The sequence below is a fragment of the Paractinoplanes ferrugineus genome (genome assembly GCF_016862195.1).
Taxonomy (GTDB): Bacteria; Actinomycetota; Actinomycetes; order Mycobacteriales; family Micromonosporaceae; genus Actinoplanes; species Actinoplanes ferrugineus.
The window spans coordinates 184,829-202,292 of the sequence record NZ_BOMM01000003.1 but is presented as its reverse complement, the minus strand read 5'-3'; the positions used below and the strand labels follow the sequence as shown (position 1 = coordinate 202,292).

Sequence of the window (17,464 nt, the reverse complement as noted above, 5' to 3'; positions counted from 1 at the left end):
CTACATCCTTTCGGGGGCCGAGACCCCGAGCAGGGCCAACCCGTTAGCGATCACCGTACGGGTGGCGTCGTTGAGCCAGAGCCGCGCACGGTTGCCGTCGCCGATCTGTTCGTCGCCCTTGGGCAGGATCCGGCACGCCGGCTCGTCGTAGAAGCGGTGATATTCCCCCGCGATCTTCTCCAACAGGCGGGCGACGTGGTGCGGTTCGCGCAGCTCGGCCGACCGGGACACCGTCTCGGGGTATTCCTCGAGGGCCTTGAGCAGCTCGGTCTCCTTGGAGTTGACCAGCAGCTCGGGCCGGAAGTCGGCCTCGTCGCCGCGGCGCAGACCGACCGCCTCGGACTGCCGGGCCACGCTCGCCGTGCGGGCCGCCACGTACTGCACGTAGTAGACCGGGTTCTCCCGGCTCGCACTGGTCCACAGGTCGATGTCGATGTCGATGGGCGAGTCGGAGGAGTACCGGGCCAGGGCGTACCGGGTGGCGTCCACGCCGAGCGCGTCGACGAAGTCCTCCAGCGTCACCACCGTGCCGGCCCGCTTGCTCATCCGCATCGGCTCGCCGTCACGCACCAGGTTGACCAGCTGACCGATCAGGATCTCGATGTTCTTCTCCGGGTCGTCGCCGAAGCAGGCGGCCATCGCCTTCATCCGGCCGACGTAGCCGTGGTGGTCGGCGCCGAGCATGTAGACGCAGCGCTCGAAGCCCCGGTTGCGCTTGTCGAGGTAGTAGGCGCAGTCGGCGGCGAAGTAGGTCCAGTCGCCGTCCGACTTGCGCAGCACCCGGTCCTTGTCGTCGCCGAAGTCGGTGGTGCGCAGCCAGACCGCGCCGTCGGTGTCGAACACGTGGCCCTGCTCGCGCAGCCGGTCGAGGGCCTGCTGCAGCTCACCGCGCGCGTGCAGGTCCTTCTCGTTGAAGTAGGTGTCGAAGTTGACGCCGAAGTCGTCCAGGGACGCCTTGATCTCGGCGAACATCAGGTCGACGCCCACCCGGCGGAACGTCTCGACGGCTTCGGCCTCATCAAGATCAAGAACATCGGGCGCCTGCGAGCGTACGGCGGTGGCGATCTCGGCGATGTAGGCACCGCCGTACCCGTCCTCGGGGGCGGGGTCGCCCTTCGCGCTCGCGTACAGCGATCGGGCGAAGCGGTCGATCTGCGCCCCGGCGTCGTTGAAGTAGTACTCCGTGCCGACCTGCGCGCCCGCGGCGCGCAGGAGCCGGGAGAGAGCGTCACCCACCGCGGCCCACCGGACACCGCCGATGTGTACGGGCCCGGTCGGGTTCGCCGAGACGAACTCCAGATTGATGCGCTCCCCGGCCAGCGTGTCGGAATGCCCGTAGTTCGCGCCCGCCACCAGGATGTCGCGGGCCGCCTTGGCGATCTCCGCGGGGTCGAGCCGGATGTTGAGGAAGCCCGGACCGGCGATGCCGACCTCCTTGACCGCCGGGTGCTTCTCCAGCTCCGCGGCGAGCGCCTGGGCCAGCTCACGCGGAGCCACCCCGGCCTTTTTCCCCAACTGCATCGCCAGGGTGGAGGCGTAATCGCCGTGCTCGAGGTTTCGGGGTCGCTCCACCGAGGTGATCTCGGGCAGCAGCGCGGTGTCGAGCCCGCGGGTCTCGAACACGGCACGAGCAGCTGAGAGAACGGTGGCAGCAAGCTTGGCGGGAGTCACTCAACCATGCTATCGGGGGTAGACTTCCGCATTCGGCGGCCTCCCGCGCCCCGCCCCACCGGCTTTCACGAATCGACGAGGCACGATGAGCATGAGCACGCCGGGTCCCGAACGGGTCCCGTCCACGGTCAAGGTCGGCAAGACTTCCGGTCAGGGCAAACCGCCCGTTGCCAAGGCCGGCGCCAAGCCCGCCGGGCCCCGGCCCGGCGCCGGCAAAGGCCCTGCCAAGGGTGGCAAAGGCCGCAAACCGGTCACGCCGGTAAAGGTCAGCGGCGGCCGCAGCTGGGGCCCGATCGCAGTGATCGGCCTGGTCGCGGTGATCGCCCTCGGCATCATCGGCTTCGGCGTCTTCAGCGTCGTCAAGGGCTCCAAGAGCTGGGAGGACAAGGCCGCCGCCATCAAGGGCGTCGTCGACTACCGCGCCCAGAAGAACAAGGCGATCGACGACCGCACCCACAAGGACGGCACGCTGTCCTACGTGACGAGCCCGCCGGTCGGTGGCGCACACAACGCCACCCCACAGAACTGCAACGGCGACGTCTACACCGCCCCGATCGCCAACGAGCACGCGGTGCACAGCCTCGAGCACGGCGCGGTCTGGGTCACCTACAAAGAGGGCCTGGCGCAGGACCAGATCGACCTCCTGAAGAAGAAGGTCCAGGGCCAGGACTACACGTTCATGTCGCCCTACGCGGGCCTCGACAAGAACGTCTCGGTGCAGGTCTGGGGCTTCCAGCTCAAGACCGACGACGCCGGCGACTCGCGCATCGACGAGTTCATCAAGGACACCCGCGTCGTGTCCGCCCTCGAGCCGGGCATCTCCTGCTCCGGCGGTAACACCACGACCGGCCCGGTCACCGCCGCCGCCAACGGCACCGGCATGACGGGCGCCGGCAGCTGATGACCATCTCCACCGACTCGGATGCGGCGGACCACGCCGCCGCATCCGCGACCGGCACCGGCGCCGCCACCGGCCGCAACCGGCTCACCTGGCTGCTGGTCGCCGCCGCACTCGTCGTCGGCACCGCCCTGGGCCTGGGCATCGGCCTCGTCGTGCCGCACCTGCGCACCCCCGGCGACGACTCGGTCGAGGCCGGCTTCCTGCGCGACATGGCCGTTCACCACGCCCAGGCGGTGGAGATGTCGATGATCGTCCATCAGAAGTCCGACAACCCCGAGATCGTCTACCTGGCCAACGACATCGCCCTCACCCAGCACGGCCAGATCGGCTACATGCAGGCGTGGCTGCGCGACTGGCACCTCGACCTGACAAGCACCCGGACCCCCATGTCCTGGATGCCGAACTCCGAGGGTTCCGTGGTCAACGGCCTCATGCCCGGCATGGCGACCCCTGAACAGCTCGCCGCCCTGCGCCAAGCCACCGGCAAAGCCCTGGACATCCAATACCTGACCCTGATGCGCCAGCACCACCTGGGCGGCATCCACATGGCCCAGGAAGCCCAACGCCTCGCCGGCAACGACGACGTGAAGTGGCTGGCCGGCACGATGGTCCAGTCCCAGCAGGGCGAAATCAAGCTGATCGACGACCTGCTCAAGAAGGCCCAGGCGTCGTAATAACCCGGTTGGCAGTGGTTCCCCGGGGCCTGCTAGGCTCTGAAACCACTGAGCCCCCGTAGCTCAGGGGATAGAGCGTCGCCCTCCGGAGGCGAAAGCGCAGGTTCGAATCCTGCCGGGGGCACGATCTCGGGAGCTCCCTGTCCGCACTTCGCGCGGAACTGGGAGCTCGTGCTATTTCTGCTCCGGGGCCGAGCCCCGGACGCCCCACGTTCCCGTGGTGCTCGGGGAGCTGCCGGTGGCGCTCACAAGAGCAGGGGCACGCGGAGCAGTAAAGGGCGTGCGGAGCAGCCCGGAGGCACGCAGAGCAGCAAAGGGCGTGCGGAGCAGCCCGGAGGGCGCACGAAGCAGCCAAAGAGCGGCGCGGAGCCGCCGGAGGCGTGCGGAGCAGCCAGAGGCGTGCGGAGCAGCGAGCGCATGAAGCAGTCCGGAGGGCGCGCGAAGCAGCTGGAGGTGCGCGGAGTAGCCCCGGAGGGCATGCGGGGCAGCCAAAAGGGTGCGCGGCGGGACTTTGGGTTCAGGTGACTGCGGAGCCGAGCTTGGTGCTGACGCGGCAACATCAGGTGCGACGGCGTCGGCACTGGCTGGGGAGTGAGCCTCGTTCGGGGCGACTGCGGTGATGGGGTCGAGGCAATGCAACTTCAGGGAAAGATGGGGTCTCCCGCACGAAGGAGGCCCCATCTTCACCGAAGGGGTGTCGATCCCCCAAGCCGACGCCAACGCGGGTGATGAAACGGGCAGAACTAAGAGGGCCGACCTCAGGCTGAGCTCGCTCGCGATAGCCGGCACCCATTAGGTGGGGCGAAGGACGGTGGTGAGTTGGCGTTTGGCCTGCTGGGCCTGGGCCTGGTAGGCGGGCAGGCGTTCGGCGAGCTGGGTGATCACCTGGGTGCGCTGGGCGAACAGGCGGCGCAGGCCGGTGACCAGGGTGGGGCCGTCCACGGTGGCGATGTCGTAGACCCACTCGTCCAGGCCCAAATCGTGCATGATGCCGGAAGTCTTGTGCTCGTATTCGATGGCGAGCACTGGCACGGAGGCGGTCATGGCGAAGATGACCGAGTGGAAGCGGGTGCCGATGAGCAGGTCCAGGCCGCCGTACAGCGCTTTGATGGTGTGGTGGTCGAAGCTGTCGGCCAGGACCGCGGCGGGGCGGCGCATTCGGGCGGCTACCCGGCGGCCGGCTATGCGGTCGTCGTCGCCCTGGCGTTCGCTGGTCACCTGGGGGACGAAGACGACGGTGGCGCCGAATTCCTCGACGGCGGTGTCGGCGGCTGTGGCGATCGCTCGTTCGTAGCGTTCCTGGCCGGCCGGGTCGAGCCACTGCCGGACGGTGATGCCGACCAGGGGACGGTCGGGTTCGGCGCCGACCCGGCGCCGGATGTCCACCTGGGTCGCGGTGTCGAAGGCAAATCCGGAATCAACCGATCGGCGTACGTTGGTGGTCGCACCCAGGCCGGCCAGGATGCCGAGGCTGATGTCCTCGCGGGCGATCACCAGGTCGATTTTGCGCAGCACGTGGCCGGCCATCCAGCGCTGGGCCCGGTTGGCGAACGGCCCGACCGACTGGGCGTAGAGCACTGTCGGGATCTTCATCCAGCGGTACAGCATCAGCGGTTGAAGCAGCAGACTCAGCTCGAACGTACTCGACAAGGCGGGCTTTCCTCGCAGGTAGCCGCCGCCGACGCAGACCACCAGGTCGCTTTCGCGGCAGAGCCGGAGGTATTCGGCCAGCTCGCGGCCGATCAGCCGGCGCTGGGCCAGCGCCGGCACCCGGGTGGCGAGCGTGGTCGAGGCGAGGGTGACCAGGCAGTGGCCCAGTTTGGCGGCTCGGGAGGAGAACCGGTGCAGGGCCCGGTGGGTGGGGAACGGCCGGACCGGGACCTCGTCGAAGGTCTCCCCCGGCCGCACCTCGTCCATCATCAGCACGGTCAGGTCGGCGTCGGGGTAGACGTCGCGTACGTCTTGGATCAGCACGCTGAGCAGGGCGGCGTCGCCGGCGTTGTGGCGGGAGTAGGCGTGCGACAGCAGGATTTTCACAGTCGGACCTTCCAGACGGAGCGCCGGAGCAACGCCCAGGCAGGAATGACGAGGGAGATGGCCTCGCCGGCCACGTAGGCACCGGCGACGCCGATCAGGCCGTGTGGCATCAGGACGACGGCGAGCAGGCAGATGATGCCGTTGCGCAGGGCGGTGGCGTAGACCAGCGCGCCGAGTTGCCCGGTCAGCTTGAGCAGCGCGGCCGACAGGGCGGTCGGCGCGACGACGACCGCGCCGAGGCTGAGGACCACCAGGGGTCCGGTGCCGCCGGCCCGGTATGCGGGGCCGATCACGCCGAGGACGTACGGGCCGACGCCGGCCAGCACGAGCCCGCCGAGCGGGGCGAGCAGCAGCATCCGGGCCGACCGGCCGGCCAGCTCGCGCAGGCTGTCCGGGCGGCGGCACCCTTCGGCGAAGGTGGCCTGGGTGACCGCGTAGATGCCCGAATACAGCAGGTTGGCGATCTGGAACGCGATCAGGAAGTAGGCCGTCGACTGCGGTCCCAGCGAGCGGACGATGAGCAGGGGCAGGATGAGCGGCGGGACCAGGTCGAACAGTTCGGCCACGTAGGTACGCGACGAGAAGGCGAGGTCGCGCCGGACCGCACCACCGTCCACTTCGGGGCGGGGGCGGTAGCCGAACCGGCGGACGAGGACGATCAGGCTGGCCGCCACGGTGGCGGCGGTGGCGATGGCGGCCGAGAGGAAGACGCCGTACGCCCCGAGCCAGACCAGGGCCGGCATGACGGCCAGCTTGACCGCGTTCTGCAGCAGGCCGTTGATGGCGAAGTTGAACCGGGCCCGCTGGTGGGCGACGAATATCGCGTCGGTGCCGAGGTTGACCCCGGTCAGGGCGGTCACCAGGACGAAGGCGAGGAACACCGGCACGTCGTGGAGGGCCGCGAGGGCGGGCACGAACGACGGGACGACAAGCGCGTAGCCGGTGGCGACCACGAGCCCGGCGCCCGCGATCAGCACCAGCGAGGTGTTGATCAACCGGCTCGGGGCCGCGCTGCCGGGCAGGCGCCGGACCAGGGTCTGGTTGAGCCCGAGCAGGCTGCACCAGGCGAGCGTGCCGCAGGCGCTGAGCAACGCGCTGGCCAGGCCGATCTGGGCGGGGTTGAAGAGCCGGGCACTCAGCGTCCAGAACAGGAATCCGCCGGCTCCGGTGGCCACGCTGGTGGCCAGGATGAAGAACGAGTTGTCGAGGAGCATGTCCCGCCGGCGCTCGGGCGTGGGACCGGACCGGCGCACCGGCAACGGTTGCGCTGCCACCGGGCGGTCAGCCCTCGCCCAACAGCCGGGCGACCCGGCGTGAGCACCATTTGCGGAACTGCAACGGCAGCCAGGACAGCGTCCGCGCGCCGAGGCGCTGCACGCCCAGGACGACCCGGTGCCACCGGGGTGCCGCGTCGCTCGTACCGATCACGATCTTCGCGGTGCGGAACCACTCCAGGTGCGCACGGATGTACGGCACGGCACACGGGCCGGTCAGGGTCGCCGGCACGTCGAGTTGGAGCCGCCGCCAGGCCGCGCGATGGCCGTCGTCGCCGTGCCAAAAACCCCGGGTCAGCGCCCGGCGGCCGGCCGCCAGGGACTGCGGCGAGATCGGCAGCCCGACGGCGTCCGGCGCGATCCCGGCAAGCAGCAGCTGGGTGATCGTCTGCTGGCATTTCTCGCACCGCCCGCAGTTCAAGCCGTCCGGGCCACGCCCCGGCTGGTAGCAGATGGCGAGATTCAACCGGCCGCCACCGCGGACGTACGGGGCGATCACCTTGGTGATCTTGTCGGCTCTGGACAGGTCGGCCTGGTCGTGCTCGACCTGGCCGCCCGACCAGCGGATCTGGTTGTCGGTGCGGGGCGAGGACCCCCACGGCAGGTCGAGGCCGCCGAAGTCGCTGCCGGCGATCAGCACCCGGGACAGGCCCAGCGCCGTGGCGGCCGGGACGGTGACCGAGGTCAGGGCCAGTCCGTGCTGCACGGAACCCCACCAGGTGCCGTCGATGAACCCGCTTTCGAACTTCCGGGTCAGCGCCGGGCCGTCGATGAGGTCCTGCAGGTTGGCCCGGGCCACGATCAGCCGCCGGTCGGCGGTCAGCTCGGAGTCGCGGACCACGCTGCACAACTGGTCCCACAGCGTCTGGTCGGTCAGCCGGACGTCGGCACCCCACACGGTGACCAGGGCGCGCACCTCACGCCGGTGCTCGATGAGCGAGGAGCTGGAGTCGGCGCCGCCGGAGAAGAGCAGCAGAGCCGGATCGGTCTTGACCGTGACCGTGACCGGGGCCACCGGCCCGACCCGTTCGCCTCGCAGCTCGAATCCCTTGACGTCGAACCGCGGGTACATCGCGCCGAACGTCTCGGCCAGCCGGTCGGCGGCGGCGGCGTACGCGGCGTCGACCCGGTCCACCTCGATCGGTATGCCGAGGGCATAGGCGAGCGTCAGGATGTTGCCGAGGGCGGGCACCACGAGCACCGCCGGGTCCAGGTCGGCCAATCCATCGAGGTTCGAGTATTCGACCCGGAATGCGTCGTCCCGAAACCACTGGCGAGCGGCCCCGGGATCGACTGGAACGGTGAGCTTCGCGCCGTTGATCGTCGGCCGGCCCAGAACAATCGGTTGCAATCCATACCTCACACGGGAATTTTTGATCATGGCTGAGTTCCGTCCGGAATGCGTACACAACTTTGTCCGATCCCCATCAGATTTGTGATCAGTAATACGTCCGCGATTGTGTACGCGCAAATCCCATAGATGCACCGGTCCGGCTTAACCCGCGCGGGTGGCGCCCCGTGTCCACTGTGTCGAGCAGGGATAACGACCCAACGGCGGAGCGGATACGGCGTACTTCGGTCCGATCCGGTCCGCCTTGAATGCATTCTCCGGCAGCACCGATAAGCGCCTCCGTCGGGTGAGGTCATCGGGTGTTCACCGAGAACGGTTCACGAATGGTTCGGTTGCGAAGAACCAGGAATCGACCGTTCGGCCATCCGCCCTGTCGATTCGTCGTCCCCCTCCGGGAGGATGCTAATCGATTCGCCGAGCCCCTATTCTCGGCCGTGGGCTGGGACCGGGCCGAGGTTGAACCGGCCGTTCCGGCGAGATCATCAGGAATGGCGGGCCCTCGCAATCCAATGGGATGCCCGCCCATTCTTCGGATGAGTCCATCAATTGGGGAGACGCATTGCAAACGCTGTCCATCGTTATCCCGGCGCTCGACGAGGCGTTGAACCTGCCACCGCTGATGAAGGCGATCCCGGTGGCGGAGCTGAGGTCCGCGGGCTGGGAGTCGGAGGTGGTGGTGGTCGACAATGCCTCGACGGACGGCACCGGCGACGTCGCCCGCAGCCTCGGCGCACGGGTCGTGCTGCAGCCGAAGCGCGGTTACGGCAACGCCTACCGGGCCGGCCTGGCGGCCGCGTCCGGGGACGTGATCGCCACCGGGGACGCCGACCTCACCTACCCGTTCGACGCGCTGCCGCAGCTGCTGCGGACGTTCACCATGAACAACATCGAGTTCATGACGACGAATCGGCTGCTACCCCGCAACCGGGCGGCGATGAAGCCCTCGCACGCGGTCGCCAACCGGGCGCTCAGCCGGCTGAGCCGCTCGCTGTTCCACAACTCGGTACGCGATTCCCAGTCCGGGATGTGGGTCTTCCGCGACTACGTCTGGCGTGGCCTCGACGTCCGTTCGACGGGCATGGCGTTCTCGCAGGAGATCAAGAACTCCGCGACCATGGCCGGTTACCGCTGCCTCGAGGTTCCCATCGACTACCGGGTACGGGCCGGCGAGGTGAAGCTGAACGCACTGCCGGACGGCGTCGCCAACGTCCTGCAGCTCTTCGAGCACCGGTTCCGCCGTACGCCGCAGATGCCCGTCGTCCCGTCGGTCGGCCGCCATTGCAGTCCGGACGTCGTCGCCGCCTCGCCCGCGGAGGAGTTGACCAGGGCATGACCGGCCGACTGAGCCGGCCAGGACCCGGTGCCGGGCGGAGCGGAGGCCGGCGATCAGCGCGACTTCTGATTCTGCCGGCCCTGGTGGTCGCGGTGGTGGCGGCGTGGACCCCGGCCGGGCGGCTGGAACTGCGCCGCTCCTTCACCCGGCTGCCGGCCGAGTACGCCGAGCTGTACTTCACCGGCGTACCCGCCATCCGGCCGGACGGCGCCGGGTCGGCCGTCGTCGTCGCCGTGACCCTGCTCGAGCACGGTGCGGCGGACCGCGACCGCCAAGTCCGGTTCACCCTCGCCGGCCCGAGCGGGGCCGTGCTGAACACCTCCACCGCCGCGCTGCGGGTGCGGCCGGAGGTGCCCGCCGCGGTGACACAGCGGTTGCCGATCCCCGGTTCGGCGCCGAACGGCTCGTACCTGGTGCGGGTTGCCCTGATCGGGCAACCGCAGACCTTGCACTACCGAATCGACCGCAAGGAGAACACACCGTGACCGAGGCGCCGCCCCGCCAGGTTGTCGTCACGACCAGCTGGGACGACGGGCATCGCCTTGATGACCGGCTCGCCGCCCTGCTGGCGAAGTACGCGATCCCCGCCACCTTCTACCTCGCCCCGCGCAACGTCGAATGGCGCCCGGCCGACCTGCTGTCCCCGGCCGGGGTCCGGGATCTCGCGGACCGGTTCGAGATCGGCGGGCACACCATGACGCACCGGCGGCTGCCCACCCTGTCCGACGCCGCTGCCCGGGCCGACATCCAGGCCGGCAAGGAACACCTGGAGGACATCATCGGGGAGCCGCTGACCAGTTTCTGCTATCCGTGCGGCGACTACACCCAGGCGCACGTACGGATCACCGGCGAGCTCGGCTTCACGCTGGCCCGTACGGTTCGGCGCAGCACCCTGCAACCCGGCTCGCCGCTGGAGATGGACACCACGGTCAACGCGTACGCGCATCGGGTCGACGGGCCGCTCGCGTTGCGGATGGCCCGGGGCCGGCCGTGGACCGCGGCCAAGCTGTTCCTGTCCTGGGACGAGCTGGCGATCAAGTGGTTCGAGACGTGCCGGACCGAGGGCGGCGTCTTCCACCTCTGGGGCCACAGCTGGGAGGTCGACGCCCGTGGCGACTGGCAGCGGCTGGAGCGGGTGCTCGAGCACGTCTCCGGCCGGCCGGACGTCACCTATGTGGCGAACCGCGACCTGCTCGCGCTGGGTGTCTGAGCCGATGAAGACGATCATGCAGATCACCCCGTACTACCCGCCGCATCTGGGCGGACTGGAACGGGTCGTCGAGAATCTGGCCACCGGGCTCGGTGACCGGCACGACGTGCGGGTGCTCACCACGACCATCGGATCCGGCGACGCGCCCCGCCGGTCGCGGGTCGGCGCGGTGCAGGTCCGCCGGCACCGCTCGATCGAGTTCGCGCACACGCCGCTGGCCCCGGGCCTGTTCGGCTCGCTGTTGCGGGCCCCCCGATCGGCGGTGCTGCACCTGCACACCGCGCACGCGGTCCTGCCCGAACTGGTCGCGCTCGTCGCCCTGATCCGCCGGCAACGGTTCCTGGTGCATTTCCATCTGGACGTGGACGGCAGCGGTCGACTCGGGTGGCTGCTACCCGCGTACAAGAAGCATGTCTTCGCTCGGGTCCTGCGGGCCGCCGCCGGGGTCATCGTGCTCACCCGGAGCCAGGCCGCGTGGTTGCACGAGACCTACCGGGTCCGCGAGGAGCGGATCTTCGTGGTTCCGAACGGGGTCGGGGCCGCCTACTTCATGGCCGCCCGGCCGCTGCGGCGGCTGTCGGACGGGCCGCTCGAGCTGCTGTTCGTCGGCCGGCTCAGTCCACAGAAGAATGTGTCCCGGCTGCTGCAGGCGATGAGCCTGGTGCGCCGTCCGATCCACCTCACGGTGGTCGGCGACGGCGAGTTGCGAGCCGAACTGCGCGAGCTCGCCGCCCGGCTCCACCTGACGAACGTCACCTTCGTCGGGGCCCGGCTCGGTGCCGATCTGGCCCGTTCCTACGCTGACGCCGACGCGTTCGTCCTGCCGTCCGACAAGGAGGGCATGCCACTGGTGGCACTGGAGGCGATGGCGGCCGCGCTGCCGATCGTGGCCACCGCCGTTCCCGGAAACACCGACCTGCTGGGCGACGTCGCGCTGATGGTCCGGCCCGATCCGGCTTCGCTGGCCGAGGCGCTGGACGCGATCGCCGGCGATCCGCTGCTGGCCCAGGCGCACGGCGACCGCAGTGTGACCGCAGCCCGCCAACACGACTGGGCCACGGTCGTCCGGCGGGTCGAAGATGTATACGCCGAAGTGCTGTCGTGAGTCCGTTGGCCACCGTCGACCGGGGGCCGAACATCCCGGCCCCGCCCCACCCCAGCTCGGCCCAGCCCAGCCCGGCCCGCCCACCGCAATGTCATTCCGCCTGCTCGGGTCATGTGCACCGGGGTTCGCGGCCGGGCTGGCGGGTCGTGCTGAGCCGGCTCACCGACCGGCCGGCCCTGCTCGGCGGCACCGCGTTCGCCGCGCTGCTGGTGTCGCTGCCGTGGACCCCGGCCTTGGTGGTGCTGGTCGCGGGTCTCTGGCTCGTGCTCGGCGCCCCCGCGACGTTGTGGTACTCGATAAGCGCGCGCGGGGTCAGCACCCGGGACGGCCGGGTGCTGGTCTCGATCGGCCTGACCGTGCTGACCGCGATCCTGCTGGCTCTGCTGGTCAACACCGCGCTGCCGGCGATCGGTGCGCCGCATCCGCTGACCCGGCTGCCGCTCGGCGCCGGGATGCTGCTCGTCGTCACCGGGCTGGCCACCGCCGCCCCGATCACCGGCCGGTGGACGTGGTCGCGACTCGCGGTCCCGGCCGGCGCCGGCCCGGTTCTGCTGCTCGGAGCCGCCGCGATCATCCTCGCGGTGGCCGGCGCGACCCGGCTCAACAACGGCCTCAGCGGGGCCGTCAGCGTGGTCGCGCTGCTCGCGGTCGCGGCCCTGCTGATCGTGTTGTTCCGGCGCCGGGAAAGGCACTCTTCCACGGTCACCGGACTCGGACTGGTCCTGGCCGCGGCGGCCGTGCTGCTGCTGAACTCGCTACGCGGATGGTTCATCACCGGACACGACATCCAGCTCGAGTACGAGGTCTTCCGGCTCACCGACAACCTGGACCGCTGGGACATCAGCGCGTTCCGGGAGCCGTACAACGCCTGTCTGAGCATCAACCTGTTGCCGGTGCTGCTGTCCCGGCTCACCGGCATCCCCGGCGAGTACGTCTTCAAGGCCGTCTTCCCGCTGTTGTTCGCGTTGACCCCGGTGCTGGTCTACCGCTCGGTGCGCAACGTCGCGTCGCAGGCCATCGCGCTGCTGTCGGCGATGTACTTCATGGCCTTCCCGACGTTCTTCACCGACATGACCTTCATGGCCCGCCAGGAGATCGCGTTCCTGCTGCTCGGCTGCGTGATGGTGGTGATCACCGACGCCGCCCGGCCGTTGCGCGCCCGCCGTCCGCTGGTCCTGGTGCTGTTGCTCGGCATCGTGCTGTCCCACTACTCCACGACCTACCTGGTGCTGGTCACCTTCGGGATCGCCCTGGGCATCGATTACGGCGGCCGGCTGGTGCGGCGGGTCCGCTCCCGGCCGCCGACCGGCACCACGGGCTTCGTCACCTGGTGGATGATCGCGCTGGTGGCGGTGGGGGCGGTGGCCTGGACCGGGCCCGCCACCGACACCGGCGGCCAGGTGCGGGTCACCGTCGCCGCGACGGTCGGCAACCTGCTCGGCAAGTCCAGTGCGACCGGTTCCTCGGACACCCGCTACAGCCTGTTCGGCGGCGCGGCGGTAAGCGCGGAGCAGCGGTTGCGCGACTATGTCGCGTTCACCGAGCAGCAGACCGGCGCCGAGCGGGCGAGCGGGGCCCTGCTGCCGCTGCCGGTCCTCGCCGGCCACCCGATGAGCGTGGTCCCGGAGTCGGCCATGCCGCTCACCGGCTTCGGCGCGTTGCTCGACCGGATCGGCGTGAACGTGCCGGGGTTCAACGGCCTCGTCCGGCAGGCCGCGGCCGGAGTGCTCCAGCTGCTGTTGCTGGTCGGCCTGGTCGCGGCCACGTTCGCCAGGCGCCGCACGTTCCGGGCGCCCCCCGACCAGATCCGGCTCACCACCGGCGCGCTGGTCCTGCTGGGCGTGCTCACCGTGCTGCCGCAGCTGTCCGTCGACTACGGCGTGCTGCGGGCCTTCCAGCAAGGGCTGATCTTCTTCGCCCCGTTCGTCGCGGCCGCCTCGGTCTGGAGCTTTCGCTGGACCACCACCCGGCTGTCGGTGCGCCTCGCGTTCGGCCTGGTGATGGCGCTGTTCCTGGACCTGACCGGGGTGGTGCCGACGCTGCTGGGTGGTTATCCGGCGCAACTGCAGCTCGCCAACAGCGGGCAGTACTACGACATCTACTACGTCCATCCCGAGGACCGCAGCGCCGCCCGGTGGCTCGGCGAGCGCACGTCGGCGACCGATGTCCGGGACACCTTCCCCACGCTGGTGCGCACCGACAGCTACGTGTTGCTGAGCTACGCCACGGTCCACAAAGGAGAGGCAACCGCGTTCTACCGCGGCGACGCCATGACCTACCGCTATCCGTTCGGCGTGCTCGACGCGACCAAGAACAAGATCTACAGCAGCGATGGAGCGGCGATCTACAGATGACAATTCGGGTGCTGCTCGTCAGCCACTACTACCCACCGCACGTCGGCGGCATCGAGAACGTCGTCCACCAGCAGGCCACCCATCTGGCCCGGCAGGGCGCCGACGTCACGGTGCTGACCAGCGGCCCGCGCTCCACGTCCACGACCGACGGCGGCGTACGCGTGATCCGGCAGGCCGCCTGGAACGGCATCGAGCGGCGTACCGGGGTGCCGTTCCCGGTCCTCGGTCCCGGCCTGCTCGCGACCGCCCGGCGCTGGGCCCGCTGGGCCGACGTGATCCACGTGCACGACTGCCTATACCCGACCTCGTGGGCAGCCGGCCTCGCGGCCGTGCTGACCCGGACGCCGTACCTGCTCACCCAGCACGTCGGCCTGGTCGCGCACCCGTCCGTCCTGGTCCGCGGCGGGCAGCGGGTGGTCTATCGGATCGCCGGCCGGCCACTGCTGCGCCGGGCGGCCAGGGTGCTGGTGGTCAACGGCAAGGTCGGCGAGTTCGTCCGCGACCAGGGCGTACGCCAGGAAGATGTGGCGTTGTTCGCCAACGGCGTCGACTCGACGCTGTTCCGGCCGATCCGCTCCGACGCCGACCGGGTCGCCCTGCGGCAACGCCTCGGACTGCCGGCCGAGAAGCTGCTCGTGCTGTTCGTCGGCCGCCTGGTCGAGAAGAAGGGTTACGACCTGCTGCTGAACGCCGCCGACCCGGCCTACGAACTGGTCTTCGCGGGCGACGGCAGCGACCTGCGCCGGTTCGCGGGCCGGCCCGGCGTGCACCACCTCGGTGCCCTGCCGCCGGCCGAGCTCGCCGACGTGTACCGCGCCTGCGACGTCTTCGCGTTGCCGTCGGAGTCGGAGGGCTTCCCGCTGACCGTGCAGGAGGCGATGGCGAGCGGCCTGCCGGTGGTCACCACCGACGATCCCGGTTACGCGCCCTACGGCCTGGCCCGCGAGCACGTCACTCTCCTGCCGCGCGACGCCGGCCGGCTGCGCGCGGCGCTGCGGGCGATAGCCGGGGACGCCGCCCGCCGGGAACGGGCGGGCGCCTGGTCGCGGCGGTTCGCGATGACCAATTTCGCCTGGGACGAGCACGCCACCGGCCTGCTGCGCACCTATGACCTGGTGGGTGGCGCGTGACCACGACCCGTCGACAGGCGATCCTGCTCGCCGCGCCGTACTACCCGCCGAAGACCGGTGGGGTGGAGAACTACGTGTGGAACCTCGCACACCAGTTGCGGACCCGGCACGACCGCCGGGTCGTCGTCGCCACCACGGCCACCGCGGGTGCGCGAGCCGGGCGCTTCGACGGCGAGCACGGCCCGGTCTATCGGCTCGGCGCTCCGCTGCGGTTGTCCAACACCCCGCTCGGCCTCGGCTGGGTTCGGGCGCTGCGCCGGATCATCCAGGACGAAGGGGTCGGCCTGGTCAACGGACACGCGCCGGTCCCGGTGTACGCCGACGCGGCCGGCCGGGCCAGCGGCGAAACCCCGTTCGTGCTCACCTACCACACCGGCCGGATGCGCCCGGGGAGCCGGCCCGCCGACGCGGTCTGTGCGACCTACGAACGTACGCTGCTGGCCCGCACCGCGGCGCGGGCCCGGGAGATCGTGTGCGCCTCCGACTACGTCGCCGCCGATCAGCCCCGGCTGTTCGCCGGCCGGTCGACCGTCATCACCCCCGGCGCGGACCTCGACCTCTACCGGCCCGGCCCGGTGCCGGCCGGGCCGCGGATCGTCTTCGCCGCGTCCCTCGAGCCGAGCACCGCCTACAAGGGACTCGCCGACCTCCTTCGGGCGGTCGGCCAACTCCGCGTGAAGCGACCCGAGGTGCACCTCGACGTGCTCGGCACCGGCTCGGCGATCGGCACCTACCGGGAGCTGACCGACCGGCTGGGCCTGCGGGGCCACGTCACGTTCCACGGCCGGCTGGAGGGTCTGGCGCTGGCCGCCGCGTACACCCGGGGGCGGGTGCTCGCGCTGCCCACCCGTTACGACAGTTTCCCGACCGTCCTGATCGAAGCGATGGCCTGCGGCCGGCCCGTGGTCTCGACCCGCGTCGGCGGCATCCCGGCCCTGGTCACCCACGGCCGCAACGGGCTGCTGGTGCCGCCCGGCGACATCCCGGCACTGGCCGGGGCGCTCGGCGAGGTGCTCGACTCGGACGAGTTGGCCACCCGGTTGGGCCGGGCCGGCCGCTCGCACGTCGAGGCGGAGCTGTCCTGGCAGCGCCAGGCCGACCGTACCGTCGAGGTTTTCGATCGGGTCATGGCCGCTCGGCGCGCAATCCGCTGATCGCGGCGCGGAAGGCGGCGAAGGCCGGCTTGGCCGAGCCGTCGGCCCGGCGCAGTCCGTAGAAGTTCTCGTTCGACGAGCGATCGGTGCTCGGGTCCCGGTCCGCGTACCAGACGAGGGCGGCGACATTGGGGTCGGCCGCCGCGGTGCGCACCGCGTCCGCCGCGATCTGGGCCTGCCGGTGCTCGGTGACGTGCGTCGTGCCCGACTTGATCGACGCCAGGGTGCCGTCGGACACGCCGCCCGGTCCGCCGGTGGGCGCGCCGATCTCGGTGACCCAGATCGGCATCTCCGCGGTTCCGTGCGCGCGCAGCACGCCGCGCAGGCTGCCGGGGCCGTGGTCCATCCACTCCCACGGGGTGCGGAAAGTGGTGCGGGCGCTGCACAAATAGGGATAGGTGTAGGGGTGGTAGCCGATCGCGTCCACCACCCGGTTGCCGCCCAGCGCGGACACCTGATCGAGAAATTCGGATTGCGCGATGTTGTGGTCCCGGGTCGACAACGACGCGAGGCCACCGAGCACCAGCTTCGCCGCCGAATCGACCTTTCGGATGGCTTTCGCGGTTGCCTGAAGCAGCGCGTTGTATTCGGCCGGGGCCGGTTTCGGCAGCCAGAAAGTGGCGAGGTTCGGTTCGTTCCAGATCTCCCAGGTGTGAATGCCTTTCGCGGCATACCGGGTGGCCGCCTCCCGGGCAAACGCCGCGAACTCGGCCGGCCGGGCGGGGCCGCACGAAGGCGAGTCACAGTTCGCCGGGCGGGCCCAGGGCGGGGTGTAGGCGAGCACCGGCAGGATCTTCAGATGCCGCTCGCGGGCGGCGGCGACGACCCGGTCGAACAGCTTCCATTTGCGTACGCTCGGGCCCTCGTGCTGGATGTTGTTCCACGACAGGTCGGCCCGGATCCAGCCGGTTCCCAGCGTCACCGCGTCGTCCAGGGCAGCGGCCAACTCGGCGTCGGACATCCAGACGAGCCGGTCGCCGTACGAGACCCCGAGCTTCAGCGATCGGGTCGCCGGTCCGGTGGCCCGAGAATTGTCGATCACGAAATTGAGCACCACCAACGACAAGATCAAAACAAATGCGAAAACCAATTTGTGGCGCCAACTCAAGGACCGAGTCATGCGATAAAACCTATCTTGATCGTCAGCGAATACGCGGCCGAACGCGCACCGCAACCGATCGCCGCCGGAACGGTGGACAGGTCCAGCCGGACGGCCCATGGACGTGCTCGGCCCGGCGAAAGATCCTCGGGTGCTTCTGTTCGTGAAGCC

At 70.2% G+C, this 17,464-nt stretch carries 14 protein-coding genes and 1 tRNA gene; 10 read left to right on the top strand and 5 right to left on the bottom strand.

Features of this window, described 5'->3' with window-relative positions; all coding sequences use genetic code 11:
* A complete protein-coding gene (gene argS / locus Afe05nite_RS03730; protein ID WP_203815513.1) occupies window positions 1-1,671 on the bottom strand; it encodes an arginine--tRNA ligase in 1,671 nt (556 codons plus the stop codon).
* An 85-nt stretch (window positions 1,672-1,756) separates the two neighbouring features.
* Here argS and Afe05nite_RS03725 point away from each other — a divergent pair, with 85 nt between their 5' ends.
* From Afe05nite_RS03725 to Afe05nite_RS03715, 3 genes are all read left to right on the top strand, one after another.
* The gene (locus Afe05nite_RS03725) at window positions 1,757-2,572 is read left to right on the top strand and encodes a thioredoxin-like domain-containing protein (RefSeq protein WP_239117526.1); all 816 of its coding nucleotides are present in this window, start codon (window positions 1,757-1,759) and stop codon (window positions 2,570-2,572) included.
* The gene (locus tag Afe05nite_RS03720; protein ID WP_203815512.1) at window positions 2,572-3,246 is read left to right on the top strand and encodes a DUF305 domain-containing protein; all 675 of its coding nucleotides are present in this window, start codon (window positions 2,572-2,574) and stop codon (window positions 3,244-3,246) included. The genes Afe05nite_RS03725 and Afe05nite_RS03720 overlap by 1 nt, the downstream gene beginning before the upstream one ends.
* Window positions 3,247-3,298: 52 nt before the next feature.
* Window positions 3,299-3,370, top strand: a tRNA-Arg gene (locus Afe05nite_RS03715).
* 668 nt (window positions 3,371-4,038) lie between these two features.
* Here Afe05nite_RS03715 and Afe05nite_RS03710 read toward each other — a convergent pair.
* Genes Afe05nite_RS03710 through Afe05nite_RS03700 form a run of 3 tightly spaced genes read right to left on the bottom strand, consistent with a single transcriptional unit; the run spans window position 4,039 to window position 7,779 of the window.
* A complete protein-coding gene (locus Afe05nite_RS03710) occupies window positions 4,039-5,283 on the bottom strand; it encodes a polysaccharide pyruvyl transferase family protein (protein ID WP_203815511.1) in 1,245 nt (414 codons plus the stop codon).
* Complete coding sequence (locus tag Afe05nite_RS03705; protein WP_203815510.1) at window positions 5,280-6,557, bottom strand: lipopolysaccharide biosynthesis protein; 1,278 nt, start codon at window positions 6,555-6,557, stop codon at window positions 5,280-5,282. Before Afe05nite_RS03705 ends, Afe05nite_RS03710 begins: the two co-directional genes overlap by 4 nt.
* A gap of 7 nt (window positions 6,558-6,564) precedes the next feature.
* A complete protein-coding gene (locus Afe05nite_RS03700; RefSeq protein ID WP_203815509.1) occupies window positions 6,565-7,779 on the bottom strand; it encodes a hypothetical protein in 1,215 nt (404 codons plus the stop codon).
* A 688-nt stretch (window positions 7,780-8,467) separates the two neighbouring features.
* Here Afe05nite_RS03700 and Afe05nite_RS03695 point away from each other — a divergent pair.
* From Afe05nite_RS03695 to Afe05nite_RS03665, 7 genes are read left to right on the top strand one after another with little or no spacing between them, the layout of a single operon-like run.
* Window positions 8,468-9,241 carry a glycosyltransferase family 2 protein gene (locus tag Afe05nite_RS03695; protein ID WP_239117525.1) on the top strand — a complete coding sequence of 258 codons (774 nt, stop codon included), beginning with the start codon at window positions 8,468-8,470 and terminating at the stop codon, window positions 9,239-9,241.
* Window positions 9,238-9,726 (top strand): hypothetical protein, encoded by a 489-nt coding sequence (locus Afe05nite_RS03690; RefSeq protein ID WP_203815507.1) that lies wholly within the window; start codon window positions 9,238-9,240, stop codon window positions 9,724-9,726. Before Afe05nite_RS03695 ends, Afe05nite_RS03690 begins: the two co-directional genes overlap by 4 nt.
* Window positions 9,723-10,451: a polysaccharide deacetylase family protein gene (locus Afe05nite_RS03685; RefSeq protein ID WP_203815506.1), complete on the top strand. Its 729-nt coding sequence runs from the start codon at window positions 9,723-9,725 to the stop codon at window positions 10,449-10,451. The genes Afe05nite_RS03690 and Afe05nite_RS03685 overlap by 4 nt, the downstream gene beginning before the upstream one ends.
* Window positions 10,452-10,455: 4 nt before the next feature.
* On the top strand, window positions 10,456-11,556 hold the full coding sequence (locus Afe05nite_RS03680; protein ID WP_203815505.1) for a glycosyltransferase family 4 protein: 1,101 nt from the start codon (window positions 10,456-10,458) through the stop codon (window positions 11,554-11,556).
* Window positions 11,553-13,910 (top strand): hypothetical protein, encoded by a 2,358-nt coding sequence (locus Afe05nite_RS03675; protein WP_203815504.1) that lies wholly within the window; start codon window positions 11,553-11,555, stop codon window positions 13,908-13,910. Before Afe05nite_RS03680 ends, Afe05nite_RS03675 begins: the two co-directional genes overlap by 4 nt.
* Window positions 13,907-15,040: a glycosyltransferase family 4 protein gene (locus Afe05nite_RS03670; protein ID WP_203815503.1), complete on the top strand. Its 1,134-nt coding sequence runs from the start codon at window positions 13,907-13,909 to the stop codon at window positions 15,038-15,040. The genes Afe05nite_RS03675 and Afe05nite_RS03670 overlap by 4 nt, the downstream gene beginning before the upstream one ends.
* Window positions 15,037-16,194, top strand: a complete 1,158-nt coding sequence (locus Afe05nite_RS03665; RefSeq protein WP_203815502.1) for a glycosyltransferase family 4 protein — start codon at window positions 15,037-15,039, stop codon at window positions 16,192-16,194. Before Afe05nite_RS03670 ends, Afe05nite_RS03665 begins: the two co-directional genes overlap by 4 nt.
* Here the strand turns inward: Afe05nite_RS03665 and Afe05nite_RS03660 are convergent.
* The gene (locus Afe05nite_RS03660; RefSeq protein ID WP_203815501.1) at window positions 16,166-17,251 is read right to left on the bottom strand and encodes a cellulase family glycosylhydrolase; all 1,086 of its coding nucleotides are present in this window, start codon (window positions 17,249-17,251) and stop codon (window positions 16,166-16,168) included. The genes Afe05nite_RS03665 and Afe05nite_RS03660 overlap by 29 nt on opposite strands.
* Window positions 17,252-17,464 lie beyond the last annotated feature (213 nt).

Bases quoted from the DNA above. Each gene is read 5' to 3' on its own strand.
- Afe05nite_RS03690 (WP_203815507.1), top strand. From the start codon at position 9,238: ATGACCGGCCGACTGAGCCGGCCAGGACCCGGTGCCGGGCGGAGCGGA.
- Afe05nite_RS03720 (WP_203815512.1), top strand. From the start codon at position 2,572: ATGACCATCTCCACCGACTCGGATGCGGCGGACCACGCCGCCGCATCC.
- Afe05nite_RS03725 (WP_239117526.1), top strand. From the start codon at position 1,757: ATGAGCATGAGCACGCCGGGTCCCGAACGGGTCCCGTCCACGGTCAAG.
- Afe05nite_RS03680 (WP_203815505.1), top strand. From the start codon at position 10,456: ATGAAGACGATCATGCAGATCACCCCGTACTACCCGCCGCATCTGGGC.
- Afe05nite_RS03670 (WP_203815503.1), top strand. From the start codon at position 13,907: ATGACAATTCGGGTGCTGCTCGTCAGCCACTACTACCCACCGCACGTC.